The sequence below is a fragment of the Bradyrhizobium sp. JYMT SZCCT0180 genome, assembly GCF_018130165.1.
GTDB lineage: Bacteria > Pseudomonadota > Alphaproteobacteria > Rhizobiales > Xanthobacteraceae > Bradyrhizobium.
The window spans coordinates 39,840-57,076 of sequence record NZ_JAFCLZ010000024.1 but is presented as its reverse complement, the minus strand read 5'-3'; the positions used below and the strand labels follow the sequence as shown (position 1 = coordinate 57,076).

The following is a 17,237-nucleotide window of genomic DNA, read 5'->3' as shown; positions in this document are numbered from 1 at the left end:
TCGAAATAGAGACCGAATGAAAAAAGCATTCATGGGGCTGCGGCTGAAGCGGCTGCGGGAAGAACAGCGCCTGACCCAGGCGGCGCTGGCGCAGCGGCTCGGCATCTCGCTGAGCTATCTCAACCAGCTCGAGAACAACCAGCGGCCGCTGACCGTGCAGGTGCTGCTGGCGCTCAACAGTGCGTTCGGGCTCGACCTGCAGGTGTTCTCCGAAGGCGACGAGGCGCGGCTGATCGCGGATCTGCGCGAGGCGCTGTCGGACGCCGCCTTCGGCGAAACCATCGCCGCGGTCGAGCTTCGCGAACTCGCGATGAACATGCCGGCGGTTGGTCGCGCGCTGGTCACGATCCATCGCAAATATCGCCAGTCGATCGAGCAGGCCGGCCTGCTGGCGGCACGGCTGGGCGAGGACCGGCAGTCGGACGTGCCGGTGCTGCCTTCAACACCGTTCGAGGAAGTGCGCGATTTCTTCTATCTGCGGCACAACTACATCGCCGAGCTCGACGAAGCCGCCGAAGCCATCGCGCAGGCGATGGATTTTCCGATCGGGCAGATGGATACCGCACTGGCCGCCTATCTGGCCGACCGCCACGGCATAAAGCTGGTTTTCGAGACGATCGACGATCTGCCTTCGGGCAATGAACGGAAATTCGATTCGCGAACCAGCACGCTCCATCTCGCGCCCGGTCTGCAGCCGGGACAGCGTGCCTTCCAGATTGGAACCCAGATCGCGATGCTGGCGTTCGACCGCGAATTGACCGCGCTGGTCGATGGCGCCGGTTTTACCAGCCAGGAGGCGCGCGGGCTGGCGCGGATCGGGCTTGCGAATTATTTCGCTGGCGCGCTGATCATGCCCTATGGGCGTTTTCTCGCGGCGGCCGAACAGCGGCGTTACGACATCGAATTATTGGGATATCAGTTCGCGGTCGGCTTCGAGACCGTCTGTCACCGGCTGAGCACGCTGCAACGAAACGGTGCCCGCGGCGTGCCGTTCTTCTTCATTCGCGTCGACCGCGCCGGAAATATTTCCAAACGTCAATCGGCGACCGATTTTCACTTCTCGCGGGTCGGCGGCACCTGTCCGCTGTGGAATGTCTATGAAGCCTTTGCGAGCCCGGGGCGCATCCTGACGCAGCTCGCACGCATGCCGGACGAGCGGACCTATCTGTGGATCGCCCGCACGGTATCGCACGCCCGCGGCAAATACGGCGCGCCCACCAAGACGTTCGCGGTGGCGCTCGGTTGCGACGTACGCCACGCCGAACGCGTGGTGTATTCGGAAGGCATCAACCTCAAGGCTGCGAATGCGACGCCGATCGGGATGGGCTGCAAGGTGTGCGAGCGTGCGGATTGCGCGCAGCGCGCCTTTCCGCCGATCGGCCGGGCGCTGCAGATCGACGAGACGCGCTCGCGCTTTGCGCCCTATGCCACGTCGTGACCCGGGGAAGGTTGACCCGGGGATTTGCGGGAAACTACTTTCATGCGGCGGAAGAATCAGGTCCTGCTACCACTCCGACGTCTGGCCGCCGAAAATTTTTTGAGAATAGCGGGCATTGATCTTAACGCCCCATTGACACATTCCCACGAATATCACCACATGTAGATGTCACGGTCCGCTTGATCGCAAGATTTGGTGGCTAAGAGGGAAGCTGGTGAATCGCGCGAAAGTGCGAAATTCCGGCGCTGCCCCCGCAACTGTAAGCAGTGAGTCGCTCCCGATTTTTACGTCACTGATGCGCCGGCGCGCATTGGGAAGACCAGGGAACGACGACGACCTGCGAGCCAGGAGACCTGCCGCGACACCGAAAAACGTCCACGGGCGGGGTGTCCGGCGGTCGCTTGCAGATCCATGCCGGCGTTTGCCGCCGCGCATTCGATGCAGCGTCCCCAAAGACATCCGGCCTCAACAACACCACGGGGTCTGCCGATGTCCGAATCTTCCGGTCTCATTTCTCTCGAAGCCAAAACCGCTCCCTTGTTCCAGTTGCGTCCCGAATCGCTCGCCGGGCCGGAAGCCGAGCTTCCGATGCAGGTGATCCGCCGCAACGGCACGGTTTCGAAATTCGATGCCAGCAAGATCTCGGTCGCGATGACCAAGGCGTTTCTCGCCGTCGAGGGCCACACCGCGGCGGCCTCGCGCCGGGTGCACGAGGTGGTGGAACAATTGACCGCGGAAGTCGTCGGCGCGCTGTCGCGCCGGATGAGCGAAGGCCGCACCTTTCATATCGAGGACGTGCAGGACCAGGTCGAACTGGCGCTGATGCGCAGCGAGCACCACAAGGTGGCGCGCGCCTATGTGCTGTACCGCGACGAGCGCACCAGGCAGCGCGCCGAGCAGGAGGCCGCCAGATCGGCCAAGCCTGCGGCAGGACCCGTGCTGCATGTGACGCTGGCGAACGGCACCAAAGTGCCGCTCGATACCGCACGGCTCGCGCTGATCGCCGGCGAGGCCTGCGCCGGTCTTGACGGCGTCGACGCCGCGCCTGTCATCGCGGAAACCCAGCGCAACATCTACGACGGCATCAGCCAGGACGAACTGGCGCTCGCTTCCGTGATGGCCGCGCGGACGCTGGTGGAGCAGGAGCCTAATTACGCTTACGTGAGCGCGCGGCTGCTGCTCGACAAGCTGCGTACCGAAGTGCTGTCCTACGTGCAGGGCGTGCCGACCAATGCCTCGCAGGCCGACATGGCCACGCGCTACGTCGAATACTTCCCGGCCTATATCAAGACCGGCATCAAGGCCGAGTTGCTCGATCCGGATCTGGCGCGCTTCGACCTGAAGAAAATCGCCGCGGCGCTGAAGCCGGAACGCGATCTGGCGTTTCAGTTCCTCGGCCTGCAGACGCTGTACGACCGCTATTTCCTGCATGAAGGCGGCAACCGCATCGAGCTGCCGCAGGCGTTCTTCATGCGCGTCGCGATGGGACTTGCGACCCGCGAGATCGATCGCGAGGCCCGCGCGATCGAATTCTACGACCTGCTGTCGTCGTTCGACTTCATGGCTTCGACGCCGACGCTGTTCAATTCGGGAACGCTGCGGCCGCAATTGTCGTCGTGCTTCCTCACCACGATCGCGGATGATCTCGACGGCATCTTCAAGTCGGTCAAGGACAACGCGCTGCTGGCGAAATATTCCGGCGGGCTCGGCAATGACTGGACCCGCGTGCGCGGCCTTGGGGCCCACATCAAGGGCACCAACGGCGAAAGCCAGGGCGTGGTGCCGTTCCTGAAAGTCGCCAACGACACTGCGATTGCGGTCAACCAGGGCGGCAAGCGCAAGGGCGCGGTCTGCGCTTATCTGGAGACCTGGCACATCGACATCGAGGAATTCCTCGATCTGCGCAAGAACACCGGCGACGACCGCCGCCGCACCCACGACATGAACACCGCGAACTGGGTGCCCGACCTGTTCATGCAACGCGTCGAAACCGACGGCGAATGGACCTTGTTCTCGCCTGACGAGACCCCCGACCTGCACGACCTCTACGGTACAAAGTTCGCCGAACGCTATGCCGCCTATGAAGCCAAGGCGGCGCGCGGTGAAATCCGGGTCTTCAAGCAGGTCCGCGCCACCGACCTGTGGCGCAAGATGCTGACCATGCTGTTCGAGACCGGGCATCCCTGGATCACGTTCAAGGACCCCTGCAATCTCCGCTCGCCGCAGCGCCATGCCGGCGTCATCCATTCCTCCAACCTCTGCACCGAGATCACACTCAACACCTCGGACGACGAGACCGCGGTTTGCAATCTCGGCTCGATCAACCTGCTCAATCACATCCAGGACGGCCGCCTGAACGAGGCGCGGCTGAAGAAGAGCGTGACGATCGCGATGCGGATGCTCGACAACGTCATCGACATCAATTTCTACACCATTCCGGAAGCGCGGCGTTCCAACCTGCGGCACCGTCCGGTCGGCCTCGGCTTGATGGGCTTTCAGGACGCGCTGCAGGCGATGCGGATCGCTGTCGCCTCCGATGCAGCCGTGACGTTCGCCGACACCAGCATGGAAGCGATTTCCTACTACGCGATCTCGGCCTCGGTCGATCTCGCCGCCGAGCGCGGTCGCTATCCCTCGTTCGACGGATCGCTGTGGAGCCAGGGTATCCTGCCGATCGACTCGATCGAGCTGTTGGCGGAAGCGCGCGGCGGCGTCGCGATGGACCGCTCCATGACGCTCGATTGGGGCAGCTTGCGCGAACGCGTCAGATCGACCGGCATGCGCAATTCCAACGTGATGGCGATCGCGCCGACGGCGACGATCTCCAACATCTGCGGCGTCGCACAGTCGATCGAGCCCGCCTACCAGAACCTCTATGTCAAATCCAACATGTCCGGCGACTTCACCGTCGTGAACGAGTTTCTGGTGCGCGACCTCAAGGCGCGCGGGTTGTGGGACGAGGTGATGGTCAACGACCTCAAATATTTCGACGGCAGCGTCGGCTCGATCGACCGCATCCCTGATGATCTCAAGGCGCTCTACGCCACCTCGTTCGAGATCGACAGCGCCTGGCTGATCGAGGCGGCGGCGCGGCGGCAGAAATGGATCGACCAGTCGCAGTCGCTCAACCTCTATATCGCCAACCCGTCCGGCAAGAAGCTCGACGCGCTTTATCGCCTGGCGTGGACCCGCGGCTTGAAGACCACCTATTACCTGCGCTCGCGCAGCGCGACGCATGTCGAGAAGTCCACGCTCAAGGGCACCGACGGCAAGCTCAACAGTGTCGCCTCCGTGACGATGATGGCTCCAGCCCCAATCATCGTCCCGCTGGCCGCCACCGCGCCGGACTTGTCCGGTGCGGTGGCGTGCTCCATCGATAATCCCGAATGCGAAGCCTGCCAGTAAGCAGCAAGAAACATCAGGAAATAAATCAAATGCTCGACTGGTCCGAACCTTCCGCGCCCGCATCTCACGCGCCGCCGCCCTTTGCGGCATCACCTCCTGCCGAGGCCGATCAAACCGGGCTCGGTACCATCGACCGCCGCGGTGGCCGTGTGTCGGTCGACGACAAGCGGATGATCAACTGCCGCGCCGACGTCAATCAATTGTTGCCGCTGAAGTACAAATGGGCGTGGGAGAAATATCTCGCCGGCTGCAACAATCACTGGATGCCGACCGAAGTCTCGATGCAGGCCGATATCGCGTTATGGAAGTCGCGCGACGGCCTCACCGAGGACGAGCGCCGCGCCATCAAGCGCAATCTCGGCTTCTTCGCGGCATCCGAGAGCCTTGTCGCCAACAACATCGTGCTGGCGATCTACCGCCATCTGACCAATCCGGAATGCCGGCAATACCTGCTGCGGCAGTCCTTTGAGGAGGCGGTGCACACCCACACCTTCCAGTACATCGTGGAGAGCCTGGGCCTGGACGAGGGCGAGCTGTTCAACATGTACCGCGAGGTGCCGTCGATCACCGACAAGGCGGCGTGGGCGCTGAAGCACACCCAGCATCTCGACGATCCCGACTTCAAGACCGGCACGCCGGAGGCCGACCAGGCGTTCCTGCGCGACCTCGTCGCCTTCTATGTGATCTTCGAGGGCATGTGGTTCTACACCGGCTTTGCGCAGATCCTGTCGCTCGGCCGCCGCAACAAGATGGTGGGGATTGCCGAGCAGTACCAGTACATCCTGCGCGACGAATCCATTCACCTGAATTTCGGCATCGACGTCATCAACCAGATCAAGATCGAGAATCCGCATCTGTGGACCAAGGCGTTCCAGGACGAGGTTCGTGACATGGTGCGCACCGCAGCCGAGCTCGAAGCCGCCTATGGCCGGGACACCATGCCGCGCGGCTTTCTCGGGCTGAACGCGGCTTTGTGCGAGACCTATATGCACTTCATCGCCAACCGCCGCTGCGCGCAGCTCGGGCTGGCAAGGGTGTTCGACGAGACCGAGAATCCGTTCCCATGGATGTCGGAGGCGATGGACCTGAAGAAGGAAAAGAACTTCTTCGAGACCCGCGTCATCGAATATCAGAACGGTGGCGCGCTGACCTGGGAATGAGAGCCGGGCGTCAGTTCGGCGAACCCGGCGCGGGAGACGGAGCGGCCTTGCGCTGATCGTCGCGGACGTGGATCACGGCGACGTTGTCCGCATACACCCGCTTCCACCCCACGATATGATCCAGCACCTTGGTGGCCGGCAAATCCGGCCCCAGCAAGGTGGCGTCGATCTGATACTTCTCAAGCGTGGCGAGCAGTATGTTGACGTCCTTGGCGGTGACCGCGTCGAAATAGTCAAGGACGAACTGTTCGCCGTAGAGTTCGGCGCGGCCGTCGATGAAGGCCTTGATGTCGCGAGACAGCAGATAGCCGCCAAACGGCGACGTGCTGAAGATGCGCTGAGCCTGCCGCTTCTGCAGGACTTCCACCGCTGCGACCGGCGTCTGGGACGGCAGGAACGAGAAGGGATGATACGCCACGAACGCCTTCGTGGATGCCCATCCGGCCACCGCCACCGCGAGCGCGGCAAGCATCACGACAGGCGCCCGCGACTGCCCATCCCGAACGGGCACCATCGCCGTGCGCAGTGTTCCCAACTGCTCGGCAAACGGCTTGGCCACGACCAGTGGCGCGATGAAGGCGAAGATTTCGATGTTCCGGGAATGCGACAGCGCCATCCAGAGCAGGCCGAGCAGCAGGATGATTCGCGGCACCGACAATGAGAGGCCGCGATAGAAGCCGAGACCGATCAGGCCGAGCAGCGTGAATTCGAAGAAGCTCCAGGTGGCGAAGTTGGCCGGCATCCATTCCCAGATCATGGACAGCAGCTTGCCGAGGCTGAGGATTTTTGCCGCGCCGATCAGCGTGTTCCAGCCATAGGGGGTGCAGCAGCACGCCACGACGGCGGCAACACCGAACATCGCCCATTGAATCGTCAGCCTGATGCGGTCCTTGCGTTCGCAGCTCCAAAGCGCCTCCAGGCCGATCGGTCCGATCAGTGCCAGTCCGAGAACAAAACCGCCGTGCAGGTTGGCCCAAATCGCAAGCACCGGCAGCAGCCACCATGACGGCGCGCTCCGGCGATCCGCAGCCGCCAGCAGCCCGCCGAGGAACGCGACCATGAACGGGAACGCCAGCATGTGGGGGCGTGCCAGGAAGTGGGTCGCCGACTCCAGCACCGCAAGCGTGACCAGCAGGATCGCGCGGGTGGGGTCGAGATAGTCGGCAAACAGGTACATGAAGATCGTGACCGTCGCCCCGATCGCGAGCGAGGTCAGGATGACCGGGCCGGCCCAGCCCAAAGATTCATAGGAAACGGCATAGAGCACCTGGGACAGCCAGGAGCTCGACATCCAGGGTTCGCCAAACCGGGTGAAGGTATGAACGTCAGTGTAGGGCACGGCGCCGTGCTCGACGATCCACTGCCCGATCCTGATCTGCCAGAGCGTGTCGGAATCCCGCAGCAGGATTTCCCCGAGCGACACGAAGATCAGATAGGCGACGAGCCCGGTCAGCAGCGGGATCAGCACGCGCCCGAGGCTGCGGACACTGGCGCTATTAACAGTCGGATTGGCGAAGGAAATGGACATCGGATTTTGGGCCGGCTTCTTGCATTGGTGTGACAGTCACGGCGTGCCGCAGGAATTTTCGCCAGCTGACCATAGCCGCGCTATTTTTGCGTGAATTGCAGGCGCACGTGCCTGACAATGATGTTCTTTGGCGAAGAAGCCGTTAACCGGGCGGGCCAGCGTTTTAGTCAGAATTTACCGTCGCAAAAGCGCGACGATGGCGGGCTAATCCAGTGCCGGCACCAGAGCTGCCTGCGGCGCAGCCTGTGCCTTCGACGACGAGGGCGCCACGATGTTCACGAGATATTTGGCAAGGCAGATGCCGATCACGGCCAGCGCGACACCGCCGAACACGTCGATCATGTAATGGGCGCCGATCACGGGCGTCGAAGCCATCATCAACAGATTGAGGACGACCGCGGCCCCTCCGACATAGCGCACCGGCCAAAGCGCCCAGATGTAGAGCACGGCGGAAGCCGCATGGAAGCTCGGGAAGGATACGATGCCGGTGATCTTGAGCAATTCGAGATGACGCAGCGAGCCGTCGCGCAGCGCCAGGATGTCACGCAGCTGCGCCTGATACATCGAGGCATCCAGTGAGGAGAATTGCGCAGGGTCGATGTTGAGGCCGTAGTAAGTTCCGACCGCCGGCGTGAACGTCGAAATCACGAGTGTCATGATCAGCGTCAGGCTGAACGCAAGCACGAACACCTGCAGCCGCACAAAACGCGATGTCAGGGCAAGGACCAGCGGGATCGCGACCAGGATGATCTTGATCAGCGTGTAGCTGCGCACCAGCAAAGCGCCCAGCCAGTCACGGTCGTTGACGTATCGCGCGATCATTTCCGGATCCAGACCCATGGCGCGATCGATCGCGAGCAAGGCGCGGTCCTGCAGCGGCCAGTTGGTCACAGCAGCGACGTAGGTCAGCGGCCCCATGATCGTCGCGATCAACAGCAGCTGGGAAATCGCCCCCAGCGGAAAGATCAGCTTGGGATCCGCCTGATCGCCTTTGGCGAAGGCGTAGAGGTAGGCGATCAGCGCCAATGCCGCCACGATCCCCAGAGTAACGGCCAGCGCGAGCGGTTTCATCGTGAAACCGCAGAGCGCGCCCCCGAGCAGCACCACGGCGCCCATGGCGGCAATCGGAATCCAGTTCAGCTGAAACAGCCGCCAGGCCGTGAAAGCGTTCGAATTGACCATGCCGCACCCTGCGAGGTTGTAGGGCACAGTTGCGCGGGAAGGCTTAATATTCGGGAAACGGCTATGGTTATCGGCCCACCAATTGGACGCAGCGTTCAGCGGGCATTTGCGTCCCAGGCCGTCATATTTGCTTCTTGTCAACAGGCCTGAATAGTTGTTCAGTTCTTCAAAGCGATTGGGGACAATCGCTCAAAACATGAAGACGCAGCGCGATCTTGCAACCCTCCCGGGGTGCGGACGCGCCGGGGATGGGGAAACGCGCCATGGTCTATCGGCGAACCCAGCAGGTGGTGAAACGGCTGGCGGCGCGGCGCAGCGCCATTCTGGCGGCAGCGCGGGACGCTGCGGCGGACGGCGGCATGGCGGCGGTGCAGATCGCCCCCGTGGCGGTCCGCGCCAATGTCGCGGCCGGAACCGTCTATCGCTATTTCCCGTCCAAGGCGGAACTGATTTCCGAATTGATCGCCGAAGTTTCGCGCGACGAACTGGCCGCGATCCGCCGCGCGGCGGAGGCGGCCCCCGGGCCGTCCTCGGCGCTGGCCGCGGCGGTCACGACGGTTGCCGTCCATGTGCTGTCGCAGCGCAAGCTCGCCTGGGGAATTCTGGCGGAGCCGGTCGATGTCGACGTGTCGGCTTCGCGGCTCGCCAGCCGCCGCGAAATCTCCGGCGAGATCGCCGCAAGGATCGAGGCGGCCGTGCGCGCCGGACATCTTCCGGCGCAGGATACGGCGCTCGCCGCCACCGCGCTGCTCGGCGCATTGCACGAGGCGCTGGTCGGCCCGCTGGCCCCTGACAATATGGACGATTCCGCAAAACTGCGCGACGCCGTGCAGACCGTGACGCTGTTGGCGCTGCGCGCGGTCGGCGTCATGGACGCCCGCGCCCGCGGCCTCGTGGTGCAGGCGGTGCTGCCGGCCAAGGCGCTGGTGGGCGCTTAGACGCGACAAAACGCGGAACGCGTTTTGCGCTGATATCACCGGCAATTGACATCGCTCTGACGCAACCATCGGCCAGATTGCGCGTGATCGGTCATTCACCGGTGAAGGAGCACTCCATGACGACGACATCAGGCTCGGCCAAGTGGCAGGGCGGCATCAAGGACGGCAAGGGCGCGATCTCGACCAAGAGCGGCGCGCTGGACGAATATCCCTACGGTTTCGCCAGCCGCTTCGAGGGCAAGCCGGGTTCGAACCCGGAAGAATTGATCGGCGCCGCGCACGCCGCCTGCTTCACCATGGCGCTGTCGCTGATCCTCGGTGAAGCCAAGCTCACCGCCGAGCAGATGGAGACCAAGGCCGACGTGACGCTTGAGAAACAAGGCGACGGCTTTGCGATCACGTCCGTTCATCTAACGCTAGCGGCAAAGATTCCCGGCGCGGACAACGCGAAATTCCAGGAACTGGCAGGCAAGGCGAAGGCCGGCTGCCCGGTGTCGAAACTGCTGAACACCAAGATCACGCTGGATGCCACGCTTGCCTAAGGATGCGGTCGCGTAGGGTGGGCAAAGCGCAGCGTGCCCACCATTCCCAGCGCTGCTCGCGATGGTGGGCACGCCGCAAGAGCGCCTTTGCCCACCCTACTTTTCTGCCCGCAAGGGGAATCAGGCGAATTTATTTCTTTCCCGCCTTGTCTTCTTGTTTGTCCGCTTTGTCTTCGGGCCCGACCGAGGCGATGCGCACCATGTTGGTGGAGCCGGGCGTGCCGAGCGGCACGCCGGCGACGACGATCACGCGCTGGCCCGCCTTGGAGAAGCCGTCGCGGAACGCAATCGAACCGGCGCGATCGACCATGTCGTCCTGGTCGTGCGCGTCTTCCGCGACCACGCAATGCACGCCCCACACCACGGATAGTTTGCGGCCCGTTGCAAGGTTCGGCGTGATCGCCACCACCGGCGGCTTCGGCCGTTCGCGCGCGACGCGGAACGCGGTCGAGCCTGAACTGGTCCAGCAGATGATCGCGGACAATTCCAGCGTCTCGGCGATCTGCCGCGCGGCGAACGCGATGGCGTCGCCGACGGTCTGCTCCGGCTCGGGCCGCTGCGCCGTCAGCACCGAGCGATAGGTCGGATCGCGTTCCACTTCCTCGCCGATGCGGTTCATGGTGGAGACCGCCTCGACCGGGAATTTGCCGGCCGCGGATTCCGCCGACAGCATGATGGCGTCGGCGCCCTCATAGACCGCCGTCGCGACGTCGGAGACTTCGGCGCGCGTCGGCACCGGCGCCTGGATCATCGATTCCAGCATCTGCGTTGCGATCACCACCGGCTTGCCGGCGCGGCGCGCCATCCGCGTCATTTGCTTTTGAAGGCTGGGCACCCGCTCCAGCGGCAGTTCGACGCCAAGATCGCCGCGCGCCACCATCAGCGCGTCGGAGGCCTCGATGATTTCGCCGAGCCGGTCGATCGCCTGCGGCTTTTCGATCTTGGCCATCACGGCGGCACGGCCGCGGATCAGCCGCTTGGCCTCATTGACGTCCTCGGCGCGCTGCACGAAGGAAAGCGCGACCCAGTCGATCCCGGTCGTCACCGCCGCTTCGAGATCGGCGCGATCCTTCGGCGTCATCGCCGAGACCGGCAGGTCGGTGTCGGGCAGGCTGACGCCCTTGCGGTCCGACATCTTGCCGCCGATCACCACCCGCGTCACCGCGCGATCGGGCGAGGTTTCCTCGGCGATCAGCCGCACCTTGCCGTCGTCGAGCAGCAAGGCGTGACCCGGCCGCAACGCGGCCAGGATTTCCGGATGCGGCAGCTGGACGCGGCTGTTGTCGCCAGGTGCCTTGTCGGAATCCAGAACAAAGCTCTGGCCGTTCTTGAGTTGGGTGGCGCCTTCATTGAACGAGCCAAGACGCAGCTTCGGTCCTTGCAGATCGACCAGGATGCCGATCGGCCGGCCGTAGCTGGACTCGACATTGCGAATGGTCGCGACCAGTTCGCGCATCTTGTCGTGCGAGGTGTGGCTCATATTGATGCGGAACACATCGGCGCCGGCCTCGAACAGCTTGCGAATCATCGCGCTGTCCGACGATGCCGGGCCGAGGGTGGCGAGGATCTTGATCCGACGGAGACGCCTCATTGCTTGGGCGCCGAAGCTGGCGGCTGCCCGGGTCCGCCTTGGGGCGGTCCGCCCGGCGACAGGCCCGGCACACCACCGGGACCCACCGTTCCCGGAATCCCCGGTACGCGCTGCTGCGCGGGTTGTTCATTGGCTTCGGTCAATTGCACGGTCCATGCTCTCTGTTCGCCGGTGTCGACCTCGAAGAACCCGGTGCGGTCAAAACCGCGCGCCAGGCAATTCTCGGTACCCTTGATGGTGAATTCCTTGTCACGCGAACACATGAAGGCCTGCCCCGACCATTCGCCGCCGCGGTCATAGTCGAGCGCGTAGATATAATAAAACCGTGCGACAAGCGTTCCGCGCAGCAGCGTCTCGCAACTGCGCGAGGAGACGTTCCACCAGCCCTCGGTGGTCCAGCCCTCGGCGTCCTTGTAACCGAGCGCGATGCCGACCCGGCTCGAGGTGTTGTTGCAGAGGCGAAAGTCAGCAGCCGCCGAACTGTTCCACAGGCCCGTCACCGCCAACGCCAGTGCCGGCAGGAGGCCGGCGGTCAGGCGAGCGGGGAAGGGGCGTGAAGGCAGAGAATCTGTTCCGATCATATGGCGAAGCTATATCAAATCATTGACGATTTCGCTTGCCCGGCGGGAGCTGTCAACGCCGGGCACGCGCGTTTCCCACGATGCGGGACGTCCGGATTGAACCTGGTCCGCGCTGGTTTGCGCGCCGATATGGCAAAATCTGTGACAATTCCCACCTGATATCAATATGCTCAGGAATAACCCTGCGGGACCAAGCCATGACAATTGACGACAAAACCAGAACAGAACTGGAAGCCGCCGTTTTCCGGCGCCTGGTCGAGCACCTGCGCACCCGGACCGACGTCCAGAACATCGACCTGATGAACCTGGCCGGTTTCTGCCGCAACTGCCTGTCGAACTGGATGAAGGAAGCGGCCGACGGCAAGGGCGTGGCGATCAGCAAGGATGAGAGCCGCGAGGCGGTCTACGGCATGCCCTATGAGACCTGGAAGTCGAAGTTTCAGGGCACCGCCAGTCCCGAGCAGCTCGAGGCGATGAAGAAGACCCATAGCGGGCATTGATGGTCTTTCTCCATCGGTAGCCACATTCTCGACCTCATCCTGAGGAGCCCGTCTTCGCCCGTAGGGCTTCGCCGGGCACGCTTGGTCCTTTGGTGAGTGGCCGCGCCACGCGTAGCCCGCAGGGCGAAGCGTGGTTCGAGACGGCGCAAGGGCGCCTCCTCACCATGAGGAGTTCTACCTTCCTGTGGGCGCGCTGTGGATGAGCGCGATGGTGCCTTGACGCAAGGCGCCGCACTCTTGAGGGTCAATCTCAGAAAGCGCCGCGCGGTGAAGCGTGCGGCGCTTGATCTTTCAGCCCACCCATTCAGTTCCACTCAGGAGTACCCGATGGCCACCTCTGCCGCCGCCGTCCAGGAAGAACCCGCGACGAAATTCGCAAAAGACCAGCTCAAGGCCATCGTCGAGCGCATCGAACGGCTGGAAGAGGAAAAGAAGACGATCTCCGACGATATCCGCGACGTCTATGCCGAAGCCAAGGGCAACGGCTACGACGTCAAGGCGCTGCGCACCATCGTCCGCCTGCGCAAGCAGGACGCCAATGAGCGCGCCGAGCAGGAGACGATTCTGGAAACCTACATGCAGGCGCTCGGGATGCTGTGAGGCGTCACCCAGAGCCCCGTTCCGATGGAATCGGAACGGGGCCCTGGATTCTCCGGCGCAACCAGCTTGGGCCACAGCCCCGCGTCTGTTAGGCTGCCCGCGAGGGAAGCTGGAAATGGACGTGCCTGGACCAGAGCGGAGGCTGGCAGCGGTCCTTGCCGCCGACATGGTCGGATATAGCCGGCTCATGGAGGTTGACGAGACGGGGACGCTTGCCCGTCTCAAGACCCATCGGATCGAACTCATCGATCCCTCCATCACGAAGAACCATGGCCGCATCATCAAGACCACCGGCGACGGCATGCTGGTCGAATTCCGCAGCGTCGCCGACGCCGTGCTGTGTGCCGCCGAGATTCAGCGCCGGATGGCGCGGCGCAACGCCGACGTCTCCCCGGCGCGCTGGATACAGTTCCGGATCGGCATCAATCTTGGCGACGTAATCGTCGAGGACAACGACATCTTTGGCGACGGCGTCAACGTGGCGGCGCGTCTCGAAATGCTCGCCGAGCCTGGCGGCATCTGTGTCTCGGGCGCGGTGCGCGATCAGGTCGGCCAACGGCTGGATGACGTCGCATTCGAGGATCTCGGCGAGCAGAGCGTCAAGAACATCGTCCGTCCGATCCGCGTCTTCCGGGTCCGGCTCGACGCCGATCCAGAAGCCGCGCCACATGGCGCAAAGGACGCTGCGGCGCCGGCGCCGGCCTCCAAGAAGCCGTCGATCGCCGTACTGCCGCTCGCCAACATGAGCGGCGATCCGGAGCAGGAATTCTTCGCGGACGGCCTCACCGAGGACATCATTACCGAGCTGTCGCGCTTCCGCGATTTGCTCGTCATCTCGCGCAACTCGACGTTCGTGCACAAGGGCAAGGCGGTCAACGTGCGCGAGATCGCGCGCGAATTCGGCGTCGATTACGTCCTCGAGGGAAGCGTGCGCAAGGCGCGCGATCGCGTCCGCGTCACCGTGCAGCTGATCGATGCAGAAACCGACCAGCACGTTTGGGCCGAACGCTACGACCGCGAGCTTGAGGACATATTCGCCATCCAGGACGAGATCACCCATGCGATCGTCGCGACGCTCCCCGGCCGGGTCGAGGCCGCCAGGCACGACCGCGCAAAACGCAAGCCGACCGAAAGCATGGCGGCTTATGAGTGCGTGCTGGCAGCCAAGGTGCGGCACCACCGCTCGACGCGCGAGGACAACGCCGAAGCGCAGCGCCTGCTCGACCGCGCCCTCGCGCTCGACCCGAACTATGCGCATGCCCACGCCTGGAAAGCATGCGTGCTGGGCCAGACGTGGGTCTATGGCTGGTGTGCCGATCGCGATGCCACCTTCGATCAGGTAGCCGCGGAGCTGGAGGTCACGCTGGCGCTCGACGACAATGACAGCGACGTGCACCGGATTCTCGCCGCGCTGAACCTGAACCGGAACGACCATGACAAGGCCGCATATCACCAGGAGCGAGGGCTCGCGCTCAACCCCAACTACGACCTTGTCGTGGTGCAGCAGGGCGAGCTGCTAACCTGGCTCGGGCGGCCGGAGGAAGGCATCGACTGGATCAAGAAGGCGATGCGCCTCAACCCGTACCACCCGGAGCGCTTCTGGAGCCACCTCGGGCGCGCCTGCTACTGCGCCGAGAAATATGCCGACGCCATCGAGGCCTTTTCGCGTATCACGCGGCCCGACTACACCCATCATGCCTTCCTCGCGGCCACGTTTGCGCAGATGGGCAACGCGGTCGCTGCCGCTGCGCACGCGGCCGAGGTTCTGAAGTCAGAGCCGACATTCTCGGTGGCCGTTTACCTCGCCACCCAGCATTACAAGCACGCCATCGACCGCCAGCGTCACGAGGCTGGCCTGCTCAAGGCAGGCTTGCCGGCCTGACAGAGCCGAGCACGAGCACGGTGATCACGGCAATGAGGCGCCGCGCGCTCGCGAGGATGATTTCGACATTAATGGAAGTTGTGCGCGCCTAGCGCAGTGACGCCGTGCGCACGACGAAAGACTGCGTGGTGAGCTTGGCGGTCGCCGATCCGGTAAACCGGTCGGTGGTCATCCCGAGCATCGGATCTTCCGAGAAGCCCATCGTGATCGCGAACGGCGGCTTGATGAAATAGCTGCGCATCAGCGTCATGTCGGTATCGCCGAGCACGGTCGTCGACATTGCGTTGCTCGCGCTCGGCGCCAGCATAACGACCCGCATCCAGACATCGTTGCCCTTGGCGGCGGCAAGCCGCGTCGAGGTCGAAATCACGCTACCCTGGCCCTGCGGTGCCCCCTGCGATCCCTTGGCGACGACGGTGTTGATTTCGGTGGCGGCGGCGTTGCGCGCCGGCCGCACGGTGCGCGGGATCGGCGCGGAGGCGGCAACCACGTTGGCGCGGTCAACGGGCGAGGAGGCGGCCGGCGCGTAGGCCAGCGCCTTGTTGAAGGCCTCGGCAACGCTGGCAGTCGGCTGCGGATCGGCGGCGCCGACGGCCTGACGGGCCCTGAGGGCCGCGAGCTGAACGGGGGTGGGCTGATTGGCCGTCGTCGGCGCATCGCCCCAGAAGCCGCGGGCGTTGATGATGTCGGCGGGTGTCTGCGGTTTCGGCTCGGCCGGCTTGTCGGCGGAAGCCTGCGCGGCCGGCTTGGCCTCCGCTTTGGACGCCTCCGGCTTGGATTTGGGCGCCGGAACGATCTGCGCATCAGCCGAGGCCAGCTGGATCGTTGCCGCGACCGGTTTTGCGCGCGGCGTCGGCACGATCTCGGCGGCCTTCGGGGCCGCGGCGGCGGCCACCACAGAAGGAGCAGGCTTCTCGTTCCTGACGGTGACGGGGGCGCCGCCCTCATCATCCTCTTCGTTGGATTTGCCGCCCTTGAACAGCGAGGCGAACAGGCTGGGCTTCTTGCCGACCGTTGCGGCGTCGGCGCCACTGCCGCGCCTCTCGATGTCGGCGCGGGCCAGTTCATAACCCTTCAGCGGACCACCATTCGAGGGCAGGTGAACGGTACGACCGTTGGGGAACACCCTGGCCAGCTGGTCATGGGTCATGCGCGGCCAGTGACGGACGCTGCCGGTATCGAGATGAACGAACGGCGAACCCGAGGTCGGGTAGAAGCCGACGCCACCGCGCTGCAGGCGAAGTCCGGCGGCGCGGATCTGCTCGAGCGCAATGCCTGGGATGAAGAAATCCATCGCGTGGCCGAGCGTGTGCTGGCTGTGGCGGGCCACGCCGGACGAGCGGCGGCGGAGCATGGCGTTGGTGGCGGGGGAGCGGTAGGCGGAGATGATCTGGATCGGCTGCTTGCCGTCGACGTCGCGGTAGACTTCCCAGAGGATGTCGAAGAGGTGACGATCCATCGTGGTCTGGTCCTGGCTGCGCCAGTCGCGGAGGAAGTGATTGAGTTTCTTCAGCGCCTCTTCGTCGTAGCGTCCGTCGCGCTTGAAGGTGACGGTGAGGTCTTCGTTGGAGTGGGTGTGGTGGAAAGAAAGCGTCCGGGTCTCGTTCAGCGCGGTCGCGTCATGCACCGACCCGGCTCCGGCAAGGAGCAACAGGGAAGTCAGGCCGATTTGATATCCGGCCTTCGGCAGACGAAGCGAATTGATTTGGCGCGCGAAACCAGCCAGCACGTATGAGCCCACCCAGTCGACCAGCGATCACGAATCTCTTTCGCAAACCAGGCCTCCCAAGGACCTGCGAAAGAGGGTGAACGCTTTATTAAAGCGGGAGGGTTAACCGAAGTTTACCGACCCGCCCCCAAGTTAGGCTTAACCTAACCCGCCGACTGTGG

Annotated in this window: 13 protein-coding genes and 1 riboswitch; of the genes, 8 read left to right on the top strand and 5 right to left on the bottom strand. The window is 63.9% G+C overall.

The window, feature by feature from the left end:
- The first annotated feature begins 16 nt into the window (after nucleotides 1-16).
- The 3 genes from JQ641_RS29985 to JQ641_RS29975 all read left to right on the top strand — a co-directional run bounded on the left by JQ641_RS29985 (nucleotide 17) and on the right by JQ641_RS29975 (nucleotide 6,003).
- Nucleotides 17-1,438, top strand: coding sequence for a short-chain fatty acyl-CoA regulator family protein (locus JQ641_RS29985; protein WP_211999460.1), 1,422 nt, complete (start codon nucleotides 17-19; stop codon nucleotides 1,436-1,438).
- 154 nt (nucleotides 1,439-1,592) lie between these two features.
- A riboswitch (cobalamin riboswitch) is annotated at nucleotides 1,593-1,813 on the top strand.
- A gap of 114 nt (nucleotides 1,814-1,927) precedes the next feature.
- On the top strand, nucleotides 1,928-4,843 hold the full coding sequence (locus JQ641_RS29980; RefSeq protein WP_211999459.1) for a ribonucleoside-diphosphate reductase subunit alpha: 2,916 nt from the start codon (nucleotides 1,928-1,930) through the stop codon (nucleotides 4,841-4,843).
- 29 nt (nucleotides 4,844-4,872) lie between these two features.
- Complete coding sequence (locus JQ641_RS29975; RefSeq protein ID WP_211999458.1) at nucleotides 4,873-6,003, top strand: ribonucleotide-diphosphate reductase subunit beta; 1,131 nt, start codon at nucleotides 4,873-4,875, stop codon at nucleotides 6,001-6,003.
- A gap of 10 nt (nucleotides 6,004-6,013) precedes the next feature.
- Here JQ641_RS29975 and JQ641_RS29970 read toward each other — a convergent pair whose 3' ends face one another.
- Both JQ641_RS29970 and JQ641_RS29965 read right to left on the bottom strand, forming a co-directional pair.
- A complete protein-coding gene (locus JQ641_RS29970; RefSeq protein ID WP_211999457.1) occupies nucleotides 6,014-7,531 on the bottom strand; it encodes a hypothetical protein in 1,518 nt (505 codons plus the stop codon).
- 204 nt (nucleotides 7,532-7,735) lie between these two features.
- Nucleotides 7,736-8,713, bottom strand: a complete 978-nt coding sequence (locus JQ641_RS29965) for a phosphatase PAP2 family protein (RefSeq protein ID WP_211999456.1) — start codon at nucleotides 8,711-8,713, stop codon at nucleotides 7,736-7,738.
- Between the two features lie 263 nt (nucleotides 8,714-8,976).
- Here JQ641_RS29965 and JQ641_RS29960 point away from each other — a divergent pair, with 263 nt between their 5' ends.
- Nucleotides 8,977-9,651 (top strand): TetR/AcrR family transcriptional regulator, encoded by a 675-nt coding sequence (locus JQ641_RS29960; RefSeq protein WP_192736811.1) that lies wholly within the window; start codon nucleotides 8,977-8,979, stop codon nucleotides 9,649-9,651.
- Nucleotides 9,652-9,767: 116 nt separating this feature from the next.
- A complete protein-coding gene (locus JQ641_RS29955) occupies nucleotides 9,768-10,193 on the top strand; it encodes an OsmC family protein (RefSeq protein ID WP_211999455.1) in 426 nt (141 codons plus the stop codon).
- Nucleotides 10,194-10,323: 130 nt separating this feature from the next.
- Here the strand turns inward: JQ641_RS29955 and pyk are convergent, their stop codons facing one another.
- On the bottom strand, nucleotides 10,324-11,784 hold the full coding sequence (gene pyk / locus JQ641_RS29950; protein ID WP_211999454.1) for a pyruvate kinase: 1,461 nt from the start codon (nucleotides 11,782-11,784) through the stop codon (nucleotides 10,324-10,326).
- Nucleotides 11,781-12,365, bottom strand: coding sequence for a DUF1036 domain-containing protein (locus tag JQ641_RS29945; protein ID WP_211999453.1), 585 nt, complete (start codon nucleotides 12,363-12,365; stop codon nucleotides 11,781-11,783). The genes pyk and JQ641_RS29945 overlap by 4 nt, the downstream gene beginning before the upstream one ends.
- 197 nt (nucleotides 12,366-12,562) lie before the next feature.
- Here JQ641_RS29945 and JQ641_RS29940 point away from each other — a divergent pair, with 197 nt between their 5' ends.
- From JQ641_RS29940 to JQ641_RS29930, 3 genes are all read left to right on the top strand, one after another.
- On the top strand, nucleotides 12,563-12,865 hold the full coding sequence (locus JQ641_RS29940) for a DUF1244 domain-containing protein (protein WP_192736807.1): 303 nt from the start codon (nucleotides 12,563-12,565) through the stop codon (nucleotides 12,863-12,865).
- 327 nt (nucleotides 12,866-13,192) lie between these two features.
- On the top strand, nucleotides 13,193-13,465 hold the full coding sequence (locus JQ641_RS29935; protein ID WP_079600063.1) for a DUF2312 domain-containing protein: 273 nt from the start codon (nucleotides 13,193-13,195) through the stop codon (nucleotides 13,463-13,465).
- Between the two features lie 115 nt (nucleotides 13,466-13,580).
- A complete protein-coding gene (locus JQ641_RS29930; protein ID WP_211999452.1) occupies nucleotides 13,581-15,347 on the top strand; it encodes an adenylate/guanylate cyclase domain-containing protein in 1,767 nt (588 codons plus the stop codon).
- Between the two features lie 88 nt (nucleotides 15,348-15,435).
- Here the strand turns inward: JQ641_RS29930 and mepK are convergent, their stop codons facing one another.
- Nucleotides 15,436-17,088, bottom strand: a complete 1,653-nt coding sequence (gene mepK / locus JQ641_RS29925) for a peptidoglycan L,D-endopeptidase MepK (RefSeq protein ID WP_211999451.1) — start codon at nucleotides 17,086-17,088, stop codon at nucleotides 15,436-15,438.
- Between the last annotated feature and the right edge of the window lie 149 nt (nucleotides 17,089-17,237).